The organism is Pantoea conspicua (genome assembly GCF_002095315.1).
GTDB lineage: Bacteria > Pseudomonadota > Gammaproteobacteria > Enterobacterales > Enterobacteriaceae > Pantoea > Pantoea conspicua.
Genome location: NZ_MLFN01000006.1, coordinates 12,931 through 38,382 on the forward strand (window position 1 = coordinate 12,931; position 25,452 = coordinate 38,382).

The 25,452-nt window shown below is 60.0% G+C and carries 4 protein-coding genes and 1 pseudogene; 2 read left to right on the plus strand and 3 right to left on the minus strand.

Going from position 1 to position 25,452, the window contains the following annotated elements:
* Positions 1 to 286: 286 nt before the first annotated feature.
* From HA41_RS04030 to HA41_RS21765, 3 genes and pseudogenes are all read right to left on the minus strand, one after another.
* Positions 287 to 2,203 carry an Ig-like domain-containing protein gene (locus HA41_RS04030; RefSeq protein ID WP_094119693.1) on the minus strand — a complete coding sequence of 639 codons (1,917 nt, stop codon included), beginning with the start codon at positions 2,201 to 2,203 and terminating at the stop codon, positions 287 to 289.
* Positions 2,204 to 2,564: 361 nt separating this feature from the next.
* Complete coding sequence (locus HA41_RS04035; protein ID WP_482809935.1) at positions 2,565 to 18,986, minus strand: Ig-like domain-containing protein; 16,422 nt, start codon at positions 18,984 to 18,986, stop codon at positions 2,565 to 2,567.
* A 158-nt stretch (positions 18,987 to 19,144) separates the two neighbouring features.
* A pseudogene (locus HA41_RS21765) lies at positions 19,145 to 20,874 on the minus strand (BapA prefix-like domain-containing protein); the annotation flags it as partial.
* Positions 20,875 to 21,614: 740 nt separating this feature from the next.
* On the opposite strand from HA41_RS21765, the gene HA41_RS04045 reads away from it, so the two are divergent.
* Positions 21,615 to 22,769, plus strand: coding sequence for an MFS transporter (locus HA41_RS04045; protein ID WP_094119695.1), 1,155 nt, complete (start codon positions 21,615 to 21,617; stop codon positions 22,767 to 22,769).
* 22 nt (positions 22,770 to 22,791) lie between these two features.
* On the plus strand, positions 22,792 to 25,452 hold the full coding sequence (gene rcsD / locus HA41_RS04050; protein WP_094119746.1) for a phosphotransferase RcsD: 2,661 nt from the start codon (positions 22,792 to 22,794) through the stop codon (positions 25,450 to 25,452).

Consider the following 25,452-nt stretch of genomic DNA (forward strand, 5'->3'; position numbering starts at 1 on the left):
TTATCATCATGGTGTTTTCCCGGTGAACAAAGAGTGCAAAACGGTGCGCCGTTACGGGCTATCGCCTCGTTAAACTGCGTCATTTAATTTATGGTTCGCAAGCCAGACGCTAAACGACCTTTAACATTATTAGAACATAACCCTGTCTTCTTCCTGCTAAATATCGATGAAATAATTAATTATTTTGTTAACCGGGCAAAATTTAAACAACAGAAAGTTGTCCGCCAATCCAGACGGGCTTAACTAACCCGTCCGGAAGGCAGTACCTGAACTAATGTTTTGTGGGTCAGACCAGAGGATGCGTGGCGGCGTGCTGCCACAGATGATCGGCGAGCGTATAAGGCGATTCGGCGACCAGATTGCTGTCGGGTGCTGCAGCGGCAGGAGACGATGCTACGGCCGTCAGGCTTTCTGCCTCACCGTTCGGGCTGAGCCTCTCCAGCAGCTGATCCACCGCCAGTGAATTGAGCGTCGCGGCAGTGTCAGTATGTGATGCCACCGTCACCATCTGGCTGGCGCTGGCCAGATTACCGGCGCTGTCTGTGGCGCTCACCGTCATCTGATATTCACCGTCATCCAGCGGGGCCAGTTGCCCGGCCAGAATGGTCAGCGCCCAGCCCCCATCGGCTTTCACACTGGCACTGTAGTGCTGATCGCCGAGGCTTAACTGCACCAGGCTGCCCGGTTCCAGATGGGTCGAGCTGCCCTGGATCAGATGCCAGTTATTGACATCGGCGGCGTCGATCAGGTTATCGTCGAACGGAGTCTCCAGCGTCAGGGTCGGGCGCTGATGGATTGCCACGGTAAACAGCTCACTGTAGGTCTGGCTGTCGCTGTTGCCATAGTCATCCCAGCGGTTAAAGGTGGCGGATACCGGGCCATCCGGTAATGCCTGCAGATCGCTGGCGCTCAGGGTGACCATGCCTTTGCTGTCCGGCTGATAGGTTTTGCCATTGAGTACCATTTCGTTGGCCCCTTCGACATACAGACTGAGATCGTGCTGCGCCTCCTGATAGTTAAGGATCATATCGCCACCAATATTCATCTCGATATAGATCGGAATAAAGCCGGTTTTGATATTCAGCTCATGGCTGGCATCGGTGTAGTTGTTGGCACCGTCAATCGACCAGGCGCGGATCTCGCCAACGTTAATAAATGCGTGGACATCCGCCGCCGGGATCACCACCTGCCAGTGACCATCCTCGCCAACCGTGGCGGCGTAATCTTTCTCATTGGCGCCGGTAATCACCAGCCGGTGGCCCGGCATCACGGTCGAGAGCGTGCCACTCAGCAACAGATCCTGCTGGGTTTCCGCCAGATTGATCACGTCGTCGGCCGTCACCTTGTCGAAGCTAATCTGCGGCAGGCTGCTCAGATGGGTAATCAGGGTGAGCTGATGCGTTTCGGTCGCGGTATTGCCATTAGGGTCTTTCGCGCTGACCTGCAGAGTGTAGACCCCATCCTGCAGGGCTTTCAGATCGCTTTCATTGAAGTTGCCGGTCCATTTGCCGTCACTGTCGACGAGGGCGGTGGTGGTGAGGCTGCCCAGGGTCAGCGTAACCCGTCCGCCCGCCGCCAGATGCGTGCCGCTGCCGCTGATCTCCACGCCATAGACGCTCTCCTCAATGTTGACCGCATCATCTTTACTGATGGTGTCGACCGTCAGAGTCGGCTTAATGCTGCGATCGGCATAGAGACCGAAATCGACCGTGGTATCTGTGCTATTCCCGGCTTTATCGGTGATGGTCAGCGTCAGGGTGTGATTACCGTCCGGTACGCCTTTCAAAACCTCGGCGGGCATCGAGGCGTTCCAGTAACCCCATTGATTGACGGTGCTGTGCCAGCTCTGATCGTTAAAAGTCAGGGTGACGGTTGAGCCCGCCTCTCCCACCGCCTGGCCGCGCAGATGAACCGGGTTCTGGGCTTCCCAGTTAGCGATCACGCCATCTGCAGCGATCGGTTCATAGGGCCGCAGCGCAGCGGGTGGCTGGGTATCCACGGCGGTGCTCACCGCCAGCGCAGAGAGATTGAGCGGTGAGTTGAGCGACGTCTCCGCTGACGTGCCGGCAACAGGCAGCGAAAGAGGGTCACTGGCACTGGCGGTCGGGGCGAGATCGGGCGTGGCGGGCACGGCAAATTCACTGACCGCCGTCTGAAAAATAGATTCGAGCCGGACGGCACGAAGCGTATCGCGTTGTGACATAGGTAACCTCAAATCAGAACAGAAATGCAGGCGAAAACCATCAGATAAACTGATCGTTTTGGTTGACGCAGTTATGTCGGGCGAGCGCAGGCCGCCCGTTTCCGCTGGCCAAAATTGGTTACCCGCAGGTAACAAGGATTAATGAATAGGCTACTAAAAAAGCAGCTAAAGAAATTATGACGTCAGATTCTGTGCAACCGGCGGCGTGGCGCCGTTTTCTGCCCCTACCCTAATCTTTCATCTGATTAATGAATAGTGGCGAAAATCTGGAAAATGAAATTATCACGGGCGGTAAATAAAAAAATCAGCGGGCGCTCACACACCCGCTGATTTCATCAGCATTACTGACCTTTTAGCGAAGTCAGACGATATGCACCTGCAGGTTATGCTGCACCAGCACGTCGCCGAGGGTGTTATCGCTGGTCAGCGCCGAGTTGTGGTAAACCTCAAAGGTTTGCCCCTCAACCGTGCGCTCACCGGTCACGGCCCAGACGCCGCCATTACTGTTCGCCAGCGTCACCTGGCTGCCATCGGCTCCCTTGATCATCAAATCATCACTCTGTTTATCGGTAATGCTGAGTGCTTCGTTGAGATCGAGTTTCACCGCGTTAGTGCCGGTTTTCCCCAGGTCAAGCACTTCAATGTGCTCCACTTTCAGGCCGAGCGTGGTGAGATCCAGGTTCAGATGCTCGCCGTTCAGCACCAGCGTATCGGTGCCTGCGCCACCATCAATGTGAGTAAAGTTGAGGTCAGTGACCGTCACGGTATCAGCCCCGCTGCTGCCGATCACTGACGCGCCCTCCAGCGTGCTGCCATCGGCCAGGGTGATCACCACGCCACCAATGGTGTAGCTGGCCTCCTCTGCCGGCGCGGCGGCGGCGGTCTCCGTAGCGTTGGCGCTGTCACTGCTGCTGAGCGGCGTGACGATATCCGCCTCCGTGGTCAGTGTGGACACCACGGCAGCGTGAGGGGAACTTTCCTCACTGCTGCTGGCGTGCTGCGTTTCTCCACTGACACTGGCTACCGTGGCACTGTCATCGGCGACCGGGAACAGCGCCACCGACTCGCTGGCGGCAGTGGTAATCGGCAACAATGACCCTAGCAGCAGGGTATTGGTGGTCGAATAGCTGTTGCCTGCCACATCAGTGATGGTGACTTTCGCCAGCGTACCCAGCGACAGCAGCAGCCCGCCAACCGACAGTAATGACGGCGCGAAGTTGACAGAGTAGCGTCCCAGCGCATCGGTAGTAGTATTGATCGTCGGTCCGTTGCCGCCGTTGCCGAGCAACAGCGTGACGCTGACTTTCGACCCCTGCGCCGCGTTCAGCGATCCGCCCTGTACCGTCAGTCCGGTGAGCAACGAGGTCACGACACTGAGTACCGGATCGGCTCCCACCAGCGGCGTATTGTGCGACAGCGCGGTGAAGCTGCTGTTGCTGGTGACGGTGTTGCCGCCAATGTCGGCGACCGTGACGGTGAGTGGATGACTGCCGTCCGGGATAGCTTTCAGCGTCGCTGACGGCACGCTGATACTCCATGCCCCGTTGGCACCAATGGTGGTGGTGAGGACATTACCCGCCACGTTCACCGTCACCGTGCCGCCGACGGCATTGGTGCTGGTGCCACTGATGGTTTTCGGCGCATCGGCTTCCGCGATATTCAGATAACCATCACCGCCAAAGTAGCTGCTCAGGCTGACGGTTGGCGTGGTGTGGCTGACCACACCCAGCGAGGCCGAACCGCTGCCGCTAAGGCCCGCACCGTTGGTGACGCTGGCGGTGACGGTCTGAAGGCCATCGCTAATGGCAGCGAGACTTGCTGCCGGGACAGAGAGGCTCCAGTTGCCGTTGCTGCTCACCGTGGTGCTGTAAGTCTGGCCGCCCAGCACCACGCGCACCACCGATCCTTCCGCATTAGTGGCGCTGCCGCTGATGGTTTGCGCGGTTTTAACATCGATCGCGCTCAGTGCATTGTCACCAAACAGGGAGGTGATAGCGACGGTGGGCGCGGTGTGCGCAATCACGCTCAGCGTATTATTGCTGGTCGCCACGTTACCATAGGCATCGGTACCGGTGACGATGACGGGTTTGCTGCCGTCAGTGATCGCCGCCAGATCTGCTTTCGGCACGCTGATACTCCAGCTGCCGCCGCTCAACACTTTGGTGGTGTAGGTCAGACCGTTCAGCGTGGCGCTGACGGTGGATCCGGCCGACAGACTGGAGCTGCCGCTGATGGTCTGGTTTGAAGCCAGATCCGCTGCGCTCAGCACGCCGTCACCAAACACCGTATTCACCGACAGCGTCGGCTGGAACAGTCCCAGTGAGACGCCGGCGTTAATGCTGGAGACGTTGCCCACCGGATCGGTCACCGAGGCGCTGACCGTGAAGTTGCCGCTCAGCAGTGTAGAGAGCACCGCTGGCGTCACCGTGGTCGAGAAACTGCCGTCGGCGTTCACCAGCGCGGTGGCGGTGGTATTGCCAATCGCCAGCCGGACGCTGCTGCCTGCCGCCACACCCGATACGGTGCCGCTGATGGTCTGGGTCACCAGCGACTCCGCCAGGTTCAGCACCCCATCACCAAACAGCGGATTGAGCGTTACCTTCGGCAGGTTATGAATACCCACCAGCGCGCCCGCGGTGGCAGTGCTGGTGTTGCCCGCGCTGTCCGTGACGCTGACCCCGACGGTGAGATCGCCATCGGCAATGCCCTGCAACAGGGCTGGCGTCAGCGAAATATTAAAATTGCCATTCGCATCGGTGGCGGTCACAAACTGCTGTGAGCCCACGGAGACCACCACTCGCGCCCCCGCTTCCGCCCCGCCCACCGCGCCGCCGATCACCTGGGTTATCAGCGCATCCGCCACGTTGAGCAGACCGTCACCAAACAGCGGATTAACGGTGATGGTGGGCAGCAAGGTATCGACCCGGAAACCGGCACTGGTGCTGGCGGTATTGCCCGCCGCATCGGTGACCGAAGCGCCGACCGTCAGGTTACCCTGCGCCAGCGTGCCTAAAATATCCGGCGTCACCGTGGCGCTGAAGGCGCCGCCAGCGCCCACGGTGGCGGTCAGCTGACTGTTGCCGACATTCAGCGTCACCACCGATCCCTGCGCAACATTGTTCACCACCCCACTGATCACCTGGCCGGTGGCAATGTCCGCCAGGTTCAGCACGCCATCACCAAACAGCGAGGTCAGGCTGATGGATGGCGTCTGGGTAAAGATGCCGATAGATGCGCTGCTGGAAGCCACGTTACCCGCCGGATCGGTGACGCTGACACCCAGTGTCAGGTTGCCATTCAGCAGTGAACTGAGATCGCTGCCCGGCAGGTTAACGCTCCAGTTGCCACCTGCCTGCACCGTGGTGGTGTAGCTGCGGCTGCCAAAGGTGACGGTGACCTGCGAACCGGCGGCGGCATTTTCAATCACCCCACCGATCAGCTGACCGGCAGCGGCTTCAACGATGTTGAGCAGGTTATCGTCGCCGAACAGGCCGGTAAGGTCGCCGACCACCGGCACGGCATTGACAATTGCCGTCACGGTTTCCGGTACGGTACGGATGTTCCCGGCGGCATCGGTCAGCGTGATGTTTAGCGCCAGCTCGCCGTCGCTCAGCAGCCCCAGCACGGAAGGCGGTACCACAATCGCCCACTTACCATCCTGACCCACTGCGGCTGACAGCGTCGTTCCGCCCAGTACGACCGAGACCGTGGCGCCTACTCCCGCCGAGGTCGCGACCCCGGTAATGGTCTGCGCCACCGTGGTATCAATGGCGCTCAGCGTTCCATCGCCAAACACCGAGTCGACCACCAGCGTCAGCGCGCTGTTGACCACTTTATTCACCGTCAGGGTGGCGTCGGTCTGGTTACCGCTGAGGTCATTGACCCGCACGCCAAATACCAGCGCGCCATCCGTCAGGTCTGACAGCACCAGTGGATCGACATTGAGGGACCAGAAGCCATCGGCGCCCACCACCGCCGTGGCAATCGGCGCGCCGTCACCCAGGTAGAGGCCAATGGTCTGCCCTTCTGCACCCTGTGCGCTGCCGGTCAGCAGCTGACTGGTGGCCAGATCCACCGCATTGATCACGTTATTGCCGAGGAAGGCATCAATCAGGATTAGCGGTGCCGTGGTATCGACCGTCACCGCCTCACTGACGGTGGTGACGTTACCGGCGGCATCCGCCAGCTGGGCGGTAATCGGCGTGGATGCGCCATCCGGCAGTGCCTGCATGTCGCTGGCCGGTACCGTGGTGGACCAGTTGCCATTGCTTTGCACGATAGCGTTATAGGTTTTGTTATTAAAGGTGACCACCACCGTCCGCCCGACTTCAGCGGTATCGGCGGTGCCGCTAATCACCTGACTGGTAGCACTTTCAGCGGCATTGATCCGGTTGTCGCCGGTAAAGTCGTTAAGCGTCAGCGCTGGTGGCGTCAGATCGATCTGTACGCTGCCTTGTGTCGTCACCGGCGTCGTACCGTCGGTGGCATTGACAGTAATGGTTGCGCTACCGCCCGTGCCAAACGCCGTGACCGGCAAGGCGACGCTCGCCCAGCTGCCATCACCATTCAGGGTAGTGCCATAAGTTTCGCCATTGATCACCACCGAGACCACGCCGCCCGCGCCCAGGTTAGCCGAGGTGCCGCTGATCACCACCCCGCCCGCCTGGTCAGCGGTACTGATAATGTTATCGCCAGAGATCGTTCCCAGCGCCACCAGCGGTCCTGCCGGTGGCGTGAGATCAACCGCGAAGGTCACATCCTGGCTGATGCTGTTGCCCGCCAGATCGCTGACGCTGACTGCCAGCGTGGTGGTCGGCTGCGTGAAGGAGGCCATCTGTTCCGGCGTCAGAGTCAGGCTCCAGTTGCCGTCTGCCCCGACCACCGCCGTACCGAGTGTGGTGGCACCCAGCGCAACGCTGAGCACGCTGCCCGGTTCAGCCCCGTTCGCGACACCACTCAGCAGTTGCGGCTGGATGCTCTCGCTATAGTTGAGGATGTCATCGCCGGCAAAGGCACCGACAGTCAGCGTCGGTGGCGTAGTATCGATCACCAGCGAACTGTTGATGCTGCTGCTGTTACCGGCTGCATCGGTTGCCGTCACGGTGACCGGATAGCTGCCATCGGTTAACAGCGACAGCTGTGCACTCTCCAGCGGCAGCGTCCAGCCACCGTCGGCGGTCACCACGGCGGAGTAGACGTTGTTGCCGATTGTCACCTGCACGCTCTGGTTCTCACCCGCTTCACCGGTGGTGCCGGTCAACGTCACGCCACTGGCGACATCGGCGGCATTAATGCTGCTCTCCGGCACCAGCGTCGGCAGCGGTGCCGTGAGATCGGCGCTGAACGGCAGCTCTGCCGTACCGGTGTTGCCCGCCGCATCGACCACGCTGACCGTCAGGGTATGCGCACCGTCGCTCAGTGAGTTCAGGGCGTTGGCCGGAATAGTGACCACCCAGTTTCCATCACCGTCTACCCTTCCGGTGTAGCGTACCCCGTTGAGATCGACCGTGATACTCACTGCCTGATTGTCCCCGACGCTGCCGGTGGTGCCGGTCAGCGTCACACCTGCCGCCGCGTCACTGATGTTCAGCACGCTGTCCGTACCCAACGCGCCGTCGTTAAAGGTCGGTGTGGGCACAGTGACCTCGGTCACCACGTTAAGCGCCGTGCTGTCGGTATTACCGGCAATGTCGCTGGCGGTGACCGTGATAGTGTGGCTGCCGCTGGTGAAGGTCGCTAGCTCCGCTGGCGTCAGCGTCAGTGACCAGCTGCCATCGCCTTGTACTGTCGCCGTCAGCGGTTGATCACCATTAAAGCCTGAGATCACTACGTTCACCGTCTGTCCGGCACCGGTGATGCCGGTTGATCCGTTCAGCACCTGCTCGCTGCCAGCTTCAGCCGCACTGAGCGCACCGTCGCCAAACGGCAGATTAAGGGTAACGTCAGGCAGTGTGTTAACCGCGACCAGTACATTACCGCCGTTGCTGGCGCTGTTACCGTTGACATCGGTGACCGTCACGGTGACCGGCCAGTTACCGTCAGGCAGCGACAGCAACAGGGCCGGTGGCAGATCCAGCGTCCAGCGGCCGTCATCTGCATCAAGGGTGGCGGAATAGACCGTACCATTGACCGTGACCGCCACGGAGGCCGGATTGGTGATGTTGAGCGCGCCTGTCAGCGTTCCACCGGCAGCCGCTTCGTCTGCATTGATACGGCCATCAGTAAACGGCGTATCCAGCGTTGGCGCGGCAATCGGCGTAATCGCCGAGACAAACGTCTTCGTCGCGTCAATGCTGTTACCCGCGCGGTCAGTGGTCGTCACGGTAAGGTTGTGCTGCCCGTCGCCAAGAATCGCGATGTACTCTGGTGTCAGACTGGCGGTCCAGTTGCCGTTCTCATCAACCGTCACCGATAACGGAATCCTGTCATCACCGACCGTGACGCTGACCGTCTGGCCGTCGCCCACTGCGGTAGTGCCGGTAATCAGCTGTACCGTTGCCGCTTCACTGCTGTTGATCACGTTATCGCCGAACAGCGTGGTGGCAAACGTCGGCGCCACTGGCGGCGTCAGCAGAATTTCGACGCCCGCCGTCGCCTGCGCCGGGTTACCGGCCGCATCGCGGGTGGAGACCACAACCTGAGTCTGGCCGTCTGGCAAGGCTGTCAGCGCACCCGCCTCCAGGTTCAGCGTCCAGTTGCCGCTGGCATCGACGGTGGTGGTAAAGGACTGATTGCCAATGGTAATTGTCACCTGACTATCCGCCGGCACGCTGGTGCTGTTACCGGTGAGTGTTAGCGCACCGGCTGCATCATCGGCGCTAACCAGTGCATCACCGAAAGGCGTATTCAGGGTGATCGCTGGCAGCGTATTGAATGCCACATTCAGTGATGTGGTGGTGTCGGTGGTGGTATTCCCGGCGGCATCCGTGACCGAGACGCTGATCGGATTAGGGCCGTCAGCCAGCTGCTGTAAATCCCCTGCCGGGACAGTAATTGTCCAGACACCTTCACCGTTTGCGGTGGCGGTATAGGTCACGTTGTTCAGCGTTACGGCCACCGGCAGGCCGATATCGGTGTTGCCGGTAATGGTCAGATCCTGCAGAGACTCGACCTGATTGAGGCTATCGCCGGCGCTGACCACGATGTCAGTCAGAATCGGCAGCATGGTATCCAGGCTGATCTGCTGGGTTGCGCTGGCCGAATTGCCCGCCACGTCACTGGCTGTCACCGTCACGGTCTGACTGCTGCCCGATGCCAGGTTATCGAAGGCGGTCGAAGGAATGTTGACTGTCCAGTTGCCATTCGCATCGAGCGTGGTGGTGTAATCGGCCTGATTGAACGTTACCGTGACCAGCGTGCCGCTGACCAGCTGGGTGCTGGTGCCGCTGACCGCCACCTCGCCCGCGGCTTCGGTGGCGTTGATCACATCATCACCCGCGACCACATTGACGCTGAGCGTCGGCTGGGCCTGATCGCTGGCGACTACCACCAGGCTGCTGCTGCTGCTGGCAGGGTTACCGGCAACATCAGCAGAAACCACCACCAGTAGCTGCTCGCCATCCGGCAGATTCCCCACATCCGCCGCCGGGACGGTCACCGTCCAGCCGCCACCGGCGACTACCGTACCGCTGTAGTCGATATTGTTCAGCGTAACCGTGACCACCTGACCTTCAGCCAGATTGGTGCTGGTGCCGCTGATAATGAGATCGTTTGCCGCTTCGGCCTGATTAAGGTAATTATCATCGCTGATCGGCCCGATGGTCAGGGTTGGCAGCGTTGCACCGTCGGCATCACGGGTCAGCGTCTGGCTGGTACTGTTTGAATTGCCTGCCGCATCGGTAAGCGATACCCCAACCAGATAGCTGCCATCCGTCAGCCCCTGCAGCACGCTGGCAGGCAGTGTCACCTGCCAGCTGCCATCAGACAGCACCTGCGTCTGGTAATCCACATTCTGGAAACTGACGGTGACGATCTGACCGGCATCAGCAACGGAGGCGGTGCCGCTAATCGCGACATCCTGCAGCACCTCCAGTGAGTTAATGATGTTGTCGCCACCGATGGCGTTGATGCTCAGCGCAGGTAGCGTGAAATCTACCGTAACGCTGCTGGCCAGCGAGCCGCTGTTACCGGCAGCATCGCTGACGTTCACCACCAGCGTGGCGATGCCTTCGCTCAGCCCCTGCAACTCCGCCGCTGTCAGCGTCACCGCCCAGTTGCCCTGCGCATCGACCGTGGCAGGATAATCGTTGTCGCCCAGCGTGACGATCACCGTCTGATCTTCGCCGATCAAACCGGTGGTGCCACTGAGGGTCTGGCTGGTGTCAGCGTCGTTACGGCTCAGATAGCCATCACCAAACGGCGTTTCAATGCTGACCGACAGCGAACCGGTTGCCACATTGATCTCGCGCGTTTCGGTTACCGGGTTGCCCGCCGCATCACTGACGGTGGCGGTCAGAATATAGAGACCGGCCGGAATACCCGCCAGCGCGCCAGCCGGTAACGTCAGGCTCCAGTCGCCATTTTCTGCCACCGTGGTGGTCCAGATCTGATTGTTGAGCGTCAGGGTGACCAGCTGGCCTTCCCCGGCATCACTGCTGCCGCTCAGGATAACCGGCGCGTTGCTTTCGGCAATATTGACGATGTCGTCATCCGCCACCGCATTAAGGATTAAGGCTGGCGGCGTCAGATCTACCCGCACACTGCCGTCGGTAGCGGCGGTATTGCCTGCCGCATCACGTACCGTCACGCTGTAGCTGATGTTCTCTTCCGGCAGATCGGCCAGCGCGGCGGCGGGCACAGAAATCGACCAGTTACCGTTGCTGTCAGCCGTCGCGGTATAGGTGTTGCCATTCAGCACCACGCTGACGGTCTGGCCGTCACCGGTGGCCCCGGTGATGCCGCTCAGGGTCTGATCGCGGGTAATGTCGCTGCTGTTAAGCGTGCCATCGCCAAACGTGCTGGTGATCGCCGGATCGGGCAGACTGGTCGCCAGCACGGTGAGCGTCGAGGTGCTGCTGAGCGTCGTGCCACCGCTGTCGGTCGCGGTGACCGTCAGGGTGTAAGCGCCATCCGCCAGACCGGCCAATGCATTGGCCGGTACGATCAGGCTCCAGTTACCGTTCGCCGAGACCTGCGCGGTGTAGCTGATATCGTTAAGCAATACCGTGACCGTGCCGTCCTGAGGCACATTGACCGAGGTGCCGGTCACGATCAGCGGCTCACCCAGCTCCTGGGCATTCAGATAGTTATCCTCACTCAGCGCATTAAGCGCGAGGCCGGAAGCGTTGCTGTTGACGTCGAAGGCCAGCGTATTGCTGGCGGTGTTGCCCGCCACGTCGCTGACCGCCACCGTAAAGCTGGCGCTACCGTCAGCCAGCGCACTCAGTGCGCCAGCTGGCACGGTCAGGCTCCAGACACCGTTCGTCTGCACTGCCGCACTGTAAATGTTGCCGTCAATAGTCACGGTCACCAGCTGACCTGGCTCGACATTGGTGGTGGTACCGGAGAGGCGTTGATCGGTCTGCCGCTCCGCGCCATCCACCACATTATTGCCGGCAAACGCATCCAGCGTCAGGGTTGGCAGGCTAGCCGGCTCAACTTTCAGCGCCAGGCTGGTGCTGGTGATGGTGCTGTTGCCTGCTGCATCGCTGGCGGTCACGGTCAGCGGATAGCTGCCGTTGATCAGTCCGCTGTAAATAGTGGCGGGCAGCACCAGCGTCCAGTTGCCGTTCGCGTCCGCCGTGGTGCTGAGGCTGGTGCCGTTAAAGCTGGCAACAATCAGGGCGTTAGCATCACTGCTGCCGCCGAGTGCCAGCGGCTGCTGACTTTCGGCGACATTAATGATGCCGTCCGACGGCGTATTCAGGCTGAGTGACGGTGGCAGCGTATCAACCGCCACCGTACCGACTGCCTGACTGCTGTTACCGGCCACATCGCTGACCACAACGGTGTAGGCGGTATCCCCCTGTGGCAGGGCTGACAGCGCCTCAGACGGGATAGTGACCTGCCAGTTACCCGCCTCATCGACCGACCCGCTGTAGCTGACGCCACCCAGCGTCACACCGACCGTCTGGCCGTCGCCGCTGACGCCAGTGTTACCGGTGATGATGCCGCTGGTTGCCGCTTCCGCACCGTTGAGAATGTTGTCACTAAAGGCGTCGCCTGCCGTAGCGACAGGCAGCGTGGTGGCGATGACGGTAATGACCGAGCCGGTGGTCGCCAGCGGCGTGCCGCCAGCATCGGTAACGGTGGTGGTAACGGTCAGCGGACCGTCCGGTGCGGTGGTAAAGGTGCCTGCCGGTAAGATCAGGCTCCAGCTTCCGTCTGCCGCCACGGTGGTGGTGACGGTGGTGCCATTCGCTGTCACCCCGACGATGCTGCCTTGCGGCAGACCGCTGGTGCTGCCGCTTACCGCCACATCACCAGTCAGTTCACTGGCGTTGAGGTAGTTATCGCCGCTGATCGGTGCCAGGGCGACAGACGGCTGGGTGGTATCCACGCTAAAGTTAAGCGGGCTGCTGATGGTGTTGCCTACCGCATTGATCACGCTGACGGACAGGGTCTGACTGCCCTCCCCCAGACCGGCCAGCGCGCCTGCCGGCAGCACAATGCTCCAGCTGCCGCTGGCGTCCACCACGCCAGCGTAGTCGATGCCATTGAGAGAGACGCTGACCTGCTGACCCGATTCGACATTGGTGGTAGTGCCGCGCAGGGTAAGCGGCTGCAGTTGTTCGGCGGCACTCACCACGCCATCGCCAGCAAAGGTGTCACTGTCAATGGTCAGCGTTGGCTGGAGTTCTGGCGCGTTCACCACGTTCAGATCGATGATCTGGCTGGTCTGGTTGCCATTGGCGTCGGTGGAGGTGAGGGTCAGTGAATTGCTGCCCGACGGCAGCGCGGCCAGATCGTCAGGAGAAATCTGCAACGTCCACCCGCCGTTGACGCCAACGGTGGTGCTGTAGAGCGTATCGTTCAGCCCGACCGTAATCCGATCACCATTCTGACCGGTACCGCTGATCACCAGTGGCTGCGTCAGATCGCCGACGCTCAGCGCATTGTCGCCGCTGACCGGCTCGACGCTCAGCGGCGGCGCGGCGGTCGCCACGCTCAGCGTGCTGCTCTGGCTGCTGCTGTTGCCCGCGACGTCACTGACGGTGACCACCACCGGATAGCTGCTGCCGTTACTCAGACCCGCCAGTGCAGCTGACGGTACGGCCAGCGACCAGTTACCGTCGATATTGACCGTGCCGGTGTACGTGACGCCGTTCAGCGTCAGGCTGACCCGATCACCTTCACTGCCGGTTCCGCTAAAGCTGAAGCCCGCCGCCTGTTCCGCGCCGTTCAGCACGCCGTCACCCGCTGGCGGATTAAGACTGAAATCCGGTGCGGTTGTATTAACGGTCACCGGCAGGACGCTGCTGTTGCTGTTACCACCGACGCTGGTGACCGTGACGTTAAGGTCGTAGCGGCCATCGTTCAGCGCCTGCAAATCGGCGCGTGGCACGGTGACCGTCCAGCGACCGTCATCAGCGACAATCGCCTGATAGGGAACGTCATTCAGCGCCAGGCTGACGATGCTGCCAGGCGCGACGGTTCCGCTGATCGTCAGATCGGCGTCAGCCTCAGCGCCATTAATAATGCCATCACTGGCAATCGGGTTGACCACCAGCGTCGGAATACCGGTATCCACCGTCAGTGGCACCGTGGTGCTGTTGCTGTTGCCGGCCAGATCGAAGGTGGTGACGGTGATCGGATTACTGCCCTGGGCAAGCGCCTGCAGGGCCGATGGTGGCAGGATCAGGCTCCAGTCACCATTCGCTGCTACCGTTGCCGGCCAGGTATTGCCGCCGACGGTAACGTTAACCGCCAGGCCTGGTGCTGTGGTTCCGGTCAGCGTCTGAACCGTGCTGGCTTCGGCACTGTTGAGCACGCTGTCGGTAAACGGCGTATCGATTGCCGGAGCAGCCAGCGGCGTGGTCGCCACCAGCAGCGTCTGGCTGCTGGTGACCTCACCTGACGTCACGGTCACCGTGGTGCTACCTTGCGGCAGGTTAGCCAGATCCCCCGCCGGGACGGTGACCGCCCAGGCGCCGGTTTCATCGGTGGTGGCGCTATAGACGGTGCCGCCCGCCACCAGCGTCACGCTGACCACGCTGCCGACAGGCAGGTTGCTGGAACTGCCGCTGACAGTCAGATCGCTCAGCGCTTCAATCGCGTTAAGTGCATTATCCTCACTCACGGGTGCAATCGATAACAGCGGCGCGTCAGTGGTAATGACGGTGAACTGCCCTTCAGCAGGCTGCGCCGGGTTACCGGCAACGTCCGAAATCGCCACCGTAAAGGTTTTTTCTCCGGCCGCGCCCAGCGATCCCGCTGGCAGCGTGACGCTCCAGTCACCATTTGCCCGTACTTCGCCATCATAAGACTGACCGTTGATCGTCAGCACCACCGGCGTACCGGCCGGAACGCCGGTCACGCTGCCGGTGACCAGAATGTCACTGAGCTGTTCCGCGCTATCGACCTGATTGTCAGCGGTGACCGGATTGATGGTCAGCGCTGGCTGCGTCGCCGCCAGCACGGTAACGTCAGACAGCACGCTGCTGCTGTTACCGTACGCATCCGTGAGGGTCACGTTAACCGGATAGATAGCGTCAGCCAGCTGGTCAATTACCGCCGCCGGCACCGTGGCGCTCCAGTTGCCGCTGGTATCGACCGTCGCGGTGTAGACCGCGCCGTTAAAGTCGACCGATACCGTATCCCCTGCACTGCCGCCACGTCCGTCGAGGGTCAGATCCTGGCTGTGCTCAGCAATATTGATATAACCATCGCTGCCGGGTCTGGACAGGTCCAGCAGCGGTGGCGTGGTGGCAAAGGTCACGGCATCCGCCGTCTGGCTGACGTTGCCATCGCTGTCGGTGGCAACTACCGTAATCGTCTGCGCACCCTCCGGCACCTGCGCCAGATCGGCAGCCGGAATGTTAACGCTCCAGTTGCCATCCTGCGTGACTACCGCGCTGTAAGTCTGTCCGTTGAGGGAGACGCGAATCTGATCGCCCTGATCGCCGGTACCGCTGACGATCAGCGGCTGCTGCGCATCGGCAACGTTGATCACGCCATCATCGGTGAGATCGTTCAGGGTTAACGCAGGCAGAGCGATCGCAACCCGCAGTTCAGTAGCCTGCTCGCTGCTGTTACCGGCAGCATCGGTCACCGTGACCGTCACCGGATAGGTCTGGTTGGCGAGCGCGCCAAGATCGGCGATCGGCACCGACGTGGCCCAGTTACCATTGTCATCCACCGTGGCGGTGTAGGTTTTGTCATTCAGCACCACCGAGACGGTATCGCCTGCCGTGCCGGTACCGCCAATCAGCAGCGGTTGTGTCAGGTCGCCGTTGCTGAGCACGCCGTCACCGCCGGGCGCTGCGACCGTTGCGACCGGCAACGGGGTACTAACCGCCAGCGACTGAGTCTGAGTGATGCTGTTGCCGCTGGCATCGGTCAGGGTGACGCCTAAGGTGTAACTGCTGCCATCCGCCAGCGCCTGCAGCGCGTCGGACGGTACGGTGACGGTCCAGTTGCCAGCGTTATCCACCGTGGCGCTGTAACTCTGGTTATTCAGCACCACCGACACCACTTCGCCCGGCGCAGCGCCGGTGCCGCTGACCGGCAGCCCGGCCGAGACTTCGCTGCTGTTGAGAATGCCGTCACCGCCAGCCACCGCCGCCACAATCAGATTTGGCAACAGCGTATCAACGCTGAAATTCAGGGTATCCTCAACGCGGTTACCCGCCTCATCGATAACCGCGATATTCAGGCTGTTGGCGCCCTGCGGCAGCAAAGCGAGATCGCTGGCCGGCAGGGCCAGGCTCCAGTTGCCGTCGGCGCTCACCGTAGCGCTGTAGGTTTTGCCATTGAGTTCCAGCCCGACCTGCTGACCCGCCACCGCTTTTCCGGTGGTGCCGCCGATCAGCTGATCGCTGCTGGCGTCGGCGCGGTTGAGAATGCCATCAGTGAGCGCGCTGGTGTTCAGGTTGATCTCTGGCTGGTTACTCACCACCACGTTTAGCGGTGCTGAATCGGTCAGCAGCGTGTTAGTCGCATCAAAGGCGGTCACCGACACCGACTGGACCCCATCGGCGATCCCGGCCAGAGCGCTGGCCGGGACGGTGACGCTCCAGAATCCGTTGCTGGCGACCACGCCGCTGTAGGTGCTGCCGTTAAAGGCGACCAGCACGGCCTGCCCGGCGGCGACGCCAACGGCTGAACCGGAGATCAGCAGATCGCTGCCGATCTCCTGCTGGTTAAGGAAGCCATCGCCGCTTAATGGCTCGCTGATGGTCAGTACGCCCGGCTCGCCTGCGGCTGGCGCGATGTTGATCTCACGGCTGTCGCTGGCGGCGATGCCTGCCGCGCTGCTGACGCTCACCGCAAGCGGGGTGGTACCTGCCGCCAGTGCGCTCAGCGCCGCAGACGGAATCTGAGTGCTCCAGCGACCATCCGCGCCAACCTGCGCACTGTAACTGTCGCCTGCCAGCGTGATGGTGACGGTTTGCCCCGCTTCGACGTTAAGGGTTGTGCCGGAGAGCGTCTGATCGACAGCTTTCTCGCCGTTGTCCAGCAGATCGTCACCGGCAAAGGGATCGATCGTAATCGCGGGAGCGCCAGGCTCGGGTGAGGCTTCGACCACGATGCCGCGGCTTTCGCTGGCCCCGACGCCCGCCAGGTTATTCACGGTGGCGCTCACGGTAGCGCTTCCGGCAGCCACTGCAGCCAGCGCGCTGGCCGGAATGGTCAGGCTCCAGCTGCCATCCGCCACTACCGTGGCGCTGAAACTCTGATCGCCGAACGTGACAGTCACAATCTGTCCCGCCTCGACGTTGGTGGTGCTGCCGCTCAGCAACTGTTCAGTCGCTTTCTCGTCATTATTCAGTACATCATCAACCGCAAACTGATCAATGGTCAGCGTGGGAACGCCAGGAACGGCCGGCGATGCTTCGACGGTGATCGGCAGGCTTTCACTCACGGCGGTGCCTGCCGCGTTGCTGACCGTGACGACCAGCGTCGTGGACCCCGTTGCCAGTGCGCCAAGCGCATCGGCGGCGATGCTGATATTCCAGCTACCGTCGTCGCTGACGGTGCCACTGTATGACTGCCCGCCCAGTGTCACGGTCACAATCTGACCCGCTTCCACATTGGTGGTGGTGCCGGAAACTGCCTGTGCATCCAGCTTCTCGTCGTTACTCAACAGGTTATCGCCGGTGAACGCATCCAGCGTCAGGGTCGGCGTGCCGGGTGCCGTCACCGGCGGCTCTACCGCAATGTCACGCGTTTCGCTTACCGTTGTGCCAGTCAGATCGCTAACCGACACGCTCAGCGTGACGCTGCCTGCGGCTAAAGCCGCCAGCGTCGGGGCCGGGATGGTGACGCTCCAGCTACCGTCTGCGGCCACCGTGGTGGTGAAGGTCTCACCGCCCAGCGTCACCGTAACTGGCTGGCCAGATTCAATATTGGTAGTGGTGCCGCTCAGCAGCTGATCGCCGGTTTTCTCGCTGTTGCTGAGAATATCATCACCGGCAAACTGATTGAGGGTAACGGTCGGCTCGCCCGGCAGGGTGAGCGGTGCCGCGACGCCGATCGGCAGGGTGTCACTGATCGTGGTGCCGGCAGCGTTGCTGACCGACACCGTGATAGTGGTATCGCCCGCCGCCAGCGCGGCCAGCGTCGTGGAAGGCACCGTCAGGCTCCAGCCGCCATCGGCATCGACGCTGGCGCTGTAAACCTGGCCGCCGAGAGTCACGTTAACCAGTTGCCCGGCTTCAATATTGGTGGTGGTGCCGCTCAGGATCTGATCAACGCTTTTTTCATCGTTGCTGAGCAGGTTATCACCGGCGAAATCGTTAATCGTCAGGGTCGGGATGGCTGGCCCGGTGCCTGACGCCTCCACCGCGATATCACGCGTTTCACTGACGCTGGTGCCGGCGGTATTACTCACCGTCACGCTGATGGCATTCGAACCGGCGGGTAAATTGCCCAGCGCCGCTGCCGGAATCGTCACCTGCCAGTTGCCGGCGTTGTCGACGATACCGGGGTAGTTCTGTCCGCCCAGCGTCACGTTGACCTGCGCGCCCGCTTCAATATTGGTGGTGGTGCCGCTTAGCGTCTGGGCCGTGCCCTTTTCATCGTTGCTAAGGATGTCATCGCCGGCAAACTGACCCATCGCCACGGTGGGTTCGCCTGGCGGGGTGACCGCCGCTTCAACGGTAATGGGCAGCGCGGTAGTGGCGGTGCTACCGGCCGCATTGCTGACCGACACCGTGATAGTAGTATCGCCCGCCGCCAGCGCCGTCAGTGCCGCGGCAGGCACGGTAAGGCTCCAGTTGCCATCCGCGCCGACGCTGGTGCTGTAAGTCTGACCACCCAGCGTCACCGTAACGATCTGACCGGCCTCAACATTGCTGGTACTGCCGCTCAGCGTCTGGTCGCTGGTTTTTTCGATATTGCTTAACTGGTTATCGCCGGCGAAATCTGCCAGCGTCACGCTGGGCACGCCCGGCGTGACCGGGATTTCAACGCTGATGTCACGATTTTCGCTGGCTTCGACGCCGGCCAGGCTGGTGACGACGACTGAAATAGCCAGCGTCCCTGACGCCAGCGCATTCAGCGCCGCTGCCGGTAGCGCCACGCTCCAGCTACCATCTGCACCCACGGCGGCGGTGTAGGTCTGATCGCCAAGGGTGATGGTTACGATCTGTCCCGCTTCAACGTTGCCGGTGCTGCCGCTCAGCGTCTGATCGCTATTTTTTCGTCATTGCTGAGGATATCGTCGCCCGCAAACGGATTGATGGCGATAACCGGAACGCCAGGCTGAGTGACCGGCGCATCAACGCCGATCGCCAGACTCCCTGTTGCGGCGGTGCCTGCCGCATTCGCCACGTTGACCGTGATGGTGTTGCTGCCCGCTGCCAGTGCCGCCAGCGCATCTGCCGGAACGGTAACCTGCCAGCGACCGTCGGCAGCCACGCTGCCGCTGTAGTTCTGGCCGCCCAGCGTGACGGTAACCACCTGCCCCGCTTCAATATTGGTGGTGGTCCCGCTCAGGATTTGATCGACCGCTTTCTCTTCGTTGCTGAGGACGTTGTCACCGGCAAACGGATTGATCTCCACGCCTGGCGCACCGGGCTCGGTAATCGGTGCCTGGACCTGAATCGGACGGCTTTCGCTGGCCTGTACGCCCGCCTGATTGCTGACGGTGGCGGTAATCGTCTGCGCGCCCTGCGCCAGCGCGCTAAGGGCAGCAGGAGAGAGGCTGACGCTCCAGCTGCCATCTTCGCCGACCGTGGCGTTAAAACTCTGGCTGCCCAGCGTGATAGTAACGAGCTGGCCGGCCTGCACGTTGCTGGTAGTGCCGCTCAGCGTCTGGTCGGTGGCTTTTTCACTGCTGCTCAGAACGTCGTCACCGGCAAACGGATTGATGGTCAGAGTGGGCGCATTGGGCGTGCTATCAGCTTGCTGAACGGTGATGCCCAGAGTGGCGGAAGCGCTGGACCCGGCGGCATTACTGACGCTGACGGAAATGGTAGTGGCCCCTGCCGCCAGTGCGGCCAGTGCCGCGGCCGGAATAGTGACGCTCCAGCTGCCATCAGCGCCGACGCTGGTGTTATAGGTCTGACCGCCAAGCGTTATGCTGACCGGCTGACCCGCTTCGACGTTGCTGGTGCTGCCTGACAGCGTTTGCGCGCTGGTTTTTTCGCTGTTATCCAGCAGGTTATCGCTGGCAAACGGATTAAGAGTGATGGCTGGAGTGGCAGGCGTACCGGGATCGGTTTCCGGCGCGAAAACGTTTATCGGCAACGTACCGCTGGCGCTGGTGCCCGCCGCATTGGTGACACTGACGGAAATGGTGGTAGTACCGGCGGCTAGCGCGGCCAGCGCACTGGCCGGAATAGTGACGCTCCAGCTGCCATCCGCAGCGACGCTGGCATTGTAGGTCTGCCCGCCGAGGCTGATGGTCACAATCTGACCCGCTTCAACGTTGCTGGTGGTGCCGCTCAGCAACTGATCGGTCGATTTTTCCGCATTATCCAGCAGGTCGTCGCCGGCAAAGGTATTCAGCGTAATGGCGGGCGCACCGGGCGTTCCCGGATCGACGGGCGTGCCAGGATCGGTGCCATTGTTGTTATCGCCACCACCGCCGCCGCCGCCGCCGGCACCGATGGCAAGGCCCGCTAAGCCCAGCACGCCGAGACCACCGGCGGTGATCACACCCATTGATGAGTTGGTATTGTCGGCCAGCAACAGCGGTTCCACGCTGTCGAGCGATTCATAGCTCGGCGTCACTGAGGTGGAAGCCAGGTCTGCCCCTTCTGCGGTCTGCGGGAACAGCGCATGCTCCGGCGGGTTAACGCCATCATCAAAACCAGTTCGCTGTGTTCGCCCTCGGCGTCATCTAAGAAAAATTTCTGGTAGCGCACCGTGCTGCCGTCGCGCATATGCAGAACCAGATCGTCGCCCTGGCGTTCGTACTGGGTCACCATTGCACGCGTGCCGCTAATGCGGACCACGCTGGGTTCGGCGAGGTTAATCGTTTGTGATGAACCACCGGTTGTCTGCGAGATGAGCGTGCCGTTTTCGCGCGAAATGATATCGACCCGGCCTTGCGTGAGTTCTGCCATGTGTAACCTCTACTCCACCAGATTAGCTAATATACTGAATCTAAAAACATAAAATATTTTTATGCTTGTAGTCTCCACACATTCTTTCGCCTTCTGTCAGACAGAAAGCGTCTTAGCCCGGTGTATATAAAGGCAGTCAAGCCATATGTTGCCGAGAATCGGGATGAAACCGATACAGGGCGATATTTTATTGGATTATCTGATCATCGTTATACGCAAAACGTAGCGGTCTCGCCTGCTTAATCTTTAACGTAACTGAGGCATAAATCAATTTCAATGTGCAGATTTTGTTATGATTTAACATTATTTTCATAAGAAATATTTGAAGTGAAGCAACCAGAAAATTTGTTTTATCGTTGTTTTACATGTCAATTTGTTGCAGGAAGTTGCCCAAAAGGATGCTAAAAGGTTAAAAAGTAACTTTTGCCAGCGCTTTAGAGCGGCAGAAAAGAATTTCTCAATTAAGCGATTCAGCCAACAATTATGGCTGGCCCTGAAGGCGGGTTTTTACGTCAACTGGTTGAAAAACAGCGATCAAATTTGGCTTAAGTCACGCCCGACGCCGCGAATTTAGCCAGGAAAGTTCTGGAAAAAATCCGCGCCAGGCTAAAAGTCGGTAAACTCGCGGTTTTGTTACGCATCTGCTGCGTCCACTCCATCGATAATAATTGGTGCGGGGATGCCGGTTTTCATGGCCGCGATGCTACACTTTTTCGCTTTGCCACTGACGAATCTGAGCTATGACTGCACTGGACGCTGCACCGCAAAATAAACAGCACAGCCGCCTGAGCTGGGGCACCCGAACTGTTTTCTTAATCAATGGATTAGGCATGTCGGCCTGGGCACCGCTGGTGCCCTTTGCCCGCGATCGCCTGCAGCTGAGCGGTGCCTCTCTTGGTGCGCTGCTGCTCTGCCTGGGTATGGGTTCGCTGGCGGCGATGCCGGTAACCGGTACCTTAGTGGCGCGATTTGGCTGTCGTCGGGTAATGGGCTTTTCAGCATTGCTGGTGCTGGCGATGATGCCGCTGCTGGCCACGGCTGATTCCCATCTGGTGATGGCAGCAGCATTAATGTGTTTTGGTGCCGGTCTGGGGATGCTGGACGTGGCGATGAATTACCAGGCGGTACAGGTTGAGAAAGCCGCGGGCAAACCGATGATGTCTGGTTTCCACGGTTTCTTCAGCCTCGGCGGCATTCTGGGTGCTGGTGCAGTCAGCCTGCTGTTGAGCCTGAGCTTTACTCCACTGACCGCCATACTGGTGATCATGGCCGTGATGCTGCTGCTGTTAGTGTGGCGTTTGCCGGGCTTGCTGAATGAGCGCTTACATCAGCCCGATCAGCCCTGGCTGGTGATCCCCCGTGGCTGGGTCGCCTTTCTGGGCCTGCTCTGCTTTATCCTGTTTCTGGCAGAGGGCGCGGTTCTGGACTGGGGCGCGCTGCTGTTATTGCAAAATCCAGCCATGTCGCCGACCTATGCCGGTCTGGGCTATGCGCTGTTTTCGCTGGCAATGACGCTGGGCCGGTTCAGCGGCGATAAGGTGATTCACCGTTTTGGCCGCTATCCGGTAATGCTGACCGGCGCGCTGACGGCTGCTGCCGGCATGAGCCTGGCCGTCTGGCTGCCGTGGCCGGAAGTGGCCCTGCTGGCCTTTCTGCTGGTCGGGTTCGGTTTGTCGAACACCGTGCCGATGTTATTCAATGCCGCCGGGAATCAACGGGATATGCCGGCGAACCTGGCGATTTCTGCCATGACAACGCTGGGATATGCGGGTATTCTCTCAGGTCCGGCTTTAATCGGATTCATTTCTCAATGGATCAGTCTCAGCGGCGCGTTTTTATTGATTGCGCTATTGCTGTTAGCTGTGGCCGCCAGTGCGCGAAAAGTTGCGCGATAATTCAGGTATCAGACACGCTATGTTGCCTTATAAGTTTCCCCTGACATCCGGCAATGTCACCCGCTTCTTTGTGGTTTTTAATCTGGTGCTGCTGCTGGCGCTGGGCTTTATGGTGCATAACTCGGTTAACGCCTGGCTGACCGAAAAACGCTATGCCATGATCGATCTGGCGCGCGACGTGCAGAAACGCATCGATGCCTACCGTTTTGCCACCTGGCAGATTTATGAAAACCTCTCTACCAGCGCAGCGGGTGCCGCGCCCGGCTCCAGTCTGCAGGAGACGCGGCTGCGTCCGGACGTCTATTATCTGGAAAAAACCCGACGCAAAACCGAGGCGTTGATTTTTGGCTCGCACGACAGCAGCACGCTCGACATGACCATGCGGATGTCCAATTATCTCGACACGCTATGGGGCGCGGAAAATCCGACCTGGTCGATGTACTTTCTCAACGGTCAGGATAACAGCCTGATTATGATCTCTACCCTGCCGCTGAAAGATATGGCGACCCGCTACAAAGAGAGTGCCATCAGCTCGATGGTGGATGGCCGCCGTGCGGAAATGTTGCAGCAGGCCAATGCGCTGGATGAGCGCGAAAGTTTCTCGGCGCTGCGTCATCTCGCCTTTCAGAACGATCACTACTTTACCCTGCGTACCACCTTTAACCAGCCAGGCCATCTGGCAACCGTAGTGGCCTTTGATCTGCCGGTCAACGATCTGATCCCGCAAAACATGCCGCTGGAGAACTTCCAGCTGCGCCAGGACACGACCTTGCCTGCTACCACCGCCAGCGATCAGCAGGAGGCGGAAAATACCCGGATTTCGCTGGTGAACCCCAATGTCGAAATTGCGGCTACGCTGCCGAGTACCTCGCTGCAGCTGGTCTATCGGGTGCCGATTAGCCGGTTGATTATCGATACCCTGCACAATCTGCTGTGGCCATTGTTGATCAATCTGCTGCTGTTCCTGCTGTCATTGGGTGGCATGGTGCTGTTGCGCCAGCAATCACTGCGGCCCAGCGAGAACCAGAGCGCTGAACTGGATTCGCTGCGGGTATTAAATGAAGAGATTGTTGCCAGCCTGCCGGTCGGTCTGCTGGTGTATGACTTTGCCAGTAACCGCACCCTGCTGAGTAATAAGATTGCGGAACATCTTCTGCCACATCTTAATCTGCAGAAGATCATTAATATGTCCGACCAGCATCAGGGCGTTTTGCAGGCCACCATCAATAATGAAGTGTATGAGATCCGCCACGCCCGAAGCGTGCTGTCGCCTCATACTCAGCTGTTTATGATGCGTGACCAGGATCGTGAGCTGCTGGTGAATAAGAAGCTGCAAAAAGCGCAGCAGGTACTGGATCGTAACCATCAGATGCGACAGCAGCTGCTGCATAATCTCGGCCATGCCCTGAATCAGCCGCTGGAAAAAATTGTCTCGCAGCTGGTCCAGCTCAGTCAGCGTGACAGCGATGAAACCGTACTGGACGTGCTGGATGAAAGTCAGGGTCTGGCGCGACTGGTCGATGATATTGTGCTGCTTAACCGGCTGGAGGCGCACGACTGGTCACCGGACGCAACGGTATTCAGCCTGCAGGAACTGCTGGATGAGATCGCACTGGAAAGCCTGCCGCTGATGCGTCGTAAAGGGCTGGCGCTGGTGGTGAACAATCATCTGCCGAATGATGAAATGCGCTTTGGCGATCGTCGTGCGCTGCGTAAAGTTCTGATTACCCTGATGCACTACGCGCTGACCACCACGCGCTGGGGCAAAATCACGCTGGAAGTCAAAGCAGCGGATAACCAGACCGACCGGTTGATGATTGAACTGGTCGATACCGGTGCCGGCCTGACGGTGGATGAGCTGGCAAATGTCGACTTCCCGTTTCTTGGCGATACCCGCCAGGATCGTTATGGCCAGGCGTCGGGTATGGCCTTCTTCCTGTGCAAACAGCTGTGCAAGCAGATGGGCGGCAGTCTGGATATCGTGGCGAAAGCAGATATCGGTACCCGCTACAATATGCAGCTGCCGCTGGTGCTGGAACAGAAAACCGAAGAGGAAGAGGAGAAAATTCTCGATGGCGTCACCGCACTGGTCGAGATCGCCGTGGAAGACGTACACAAGATCGTCTGCCGCCATCTGGAAAACTGGGGTGCGCGTTGTCTGACGCCTGACGAGCGTATTTCCGGGCAGGATCATGATGTGCTGATCACTGATGATCCTGCCAAACTGAGCGGCTGGTCACTGCTGCTGGCCGGTGATGAACCCGGTCATCATGCGCTGAATGATCAGCAGTATCGGGTTAATTTCAATCTCAGTAATGCGCTGCTCGATGCATTGCTGGCGCTGATTGAGAAGCAACTGTCACACGATGTGATGGATGATGATGCTGAAGAAGAAGCGGCCACGCCATTGATGAGCGGCGGCTATTTCCAGCTGTTTACGGAGACAGTACCGGTTGATGTAAAGAGACTGTATACTGAGTCGGCGGAAAAGGACTACGCCTCGCTTGCTCAGACAGCGCATCGCCTTAAAGGCGTGTTTGCCATGCTCAATCTGACTCCCGGCAAACAGCTTTGTGAAGAGTTAGAACACCACATTAAAGCGTGTGACGATTCAAACATTAAAAATACCACCAGTGATATTGACGCTTACGTCAATCAACTGCTGCAGCAAGGTAACCAATAA

Coding starts and splice junctions, on each gene's coding strand:
- HA41_RS04030 (WP_094119693.1), bottom strand. CDS start 2,203: ATGTCACAACGCGATACGCTTCGTGCCGTCCGGCTCGAATCTATTTTT.
- HA41_RS04045 (WP_094119695.1), top strand. CDS start 21,615: ATGACTGCACTGGACGCTGCACCGCAAAATAAACAGCACAGCCGCCTG.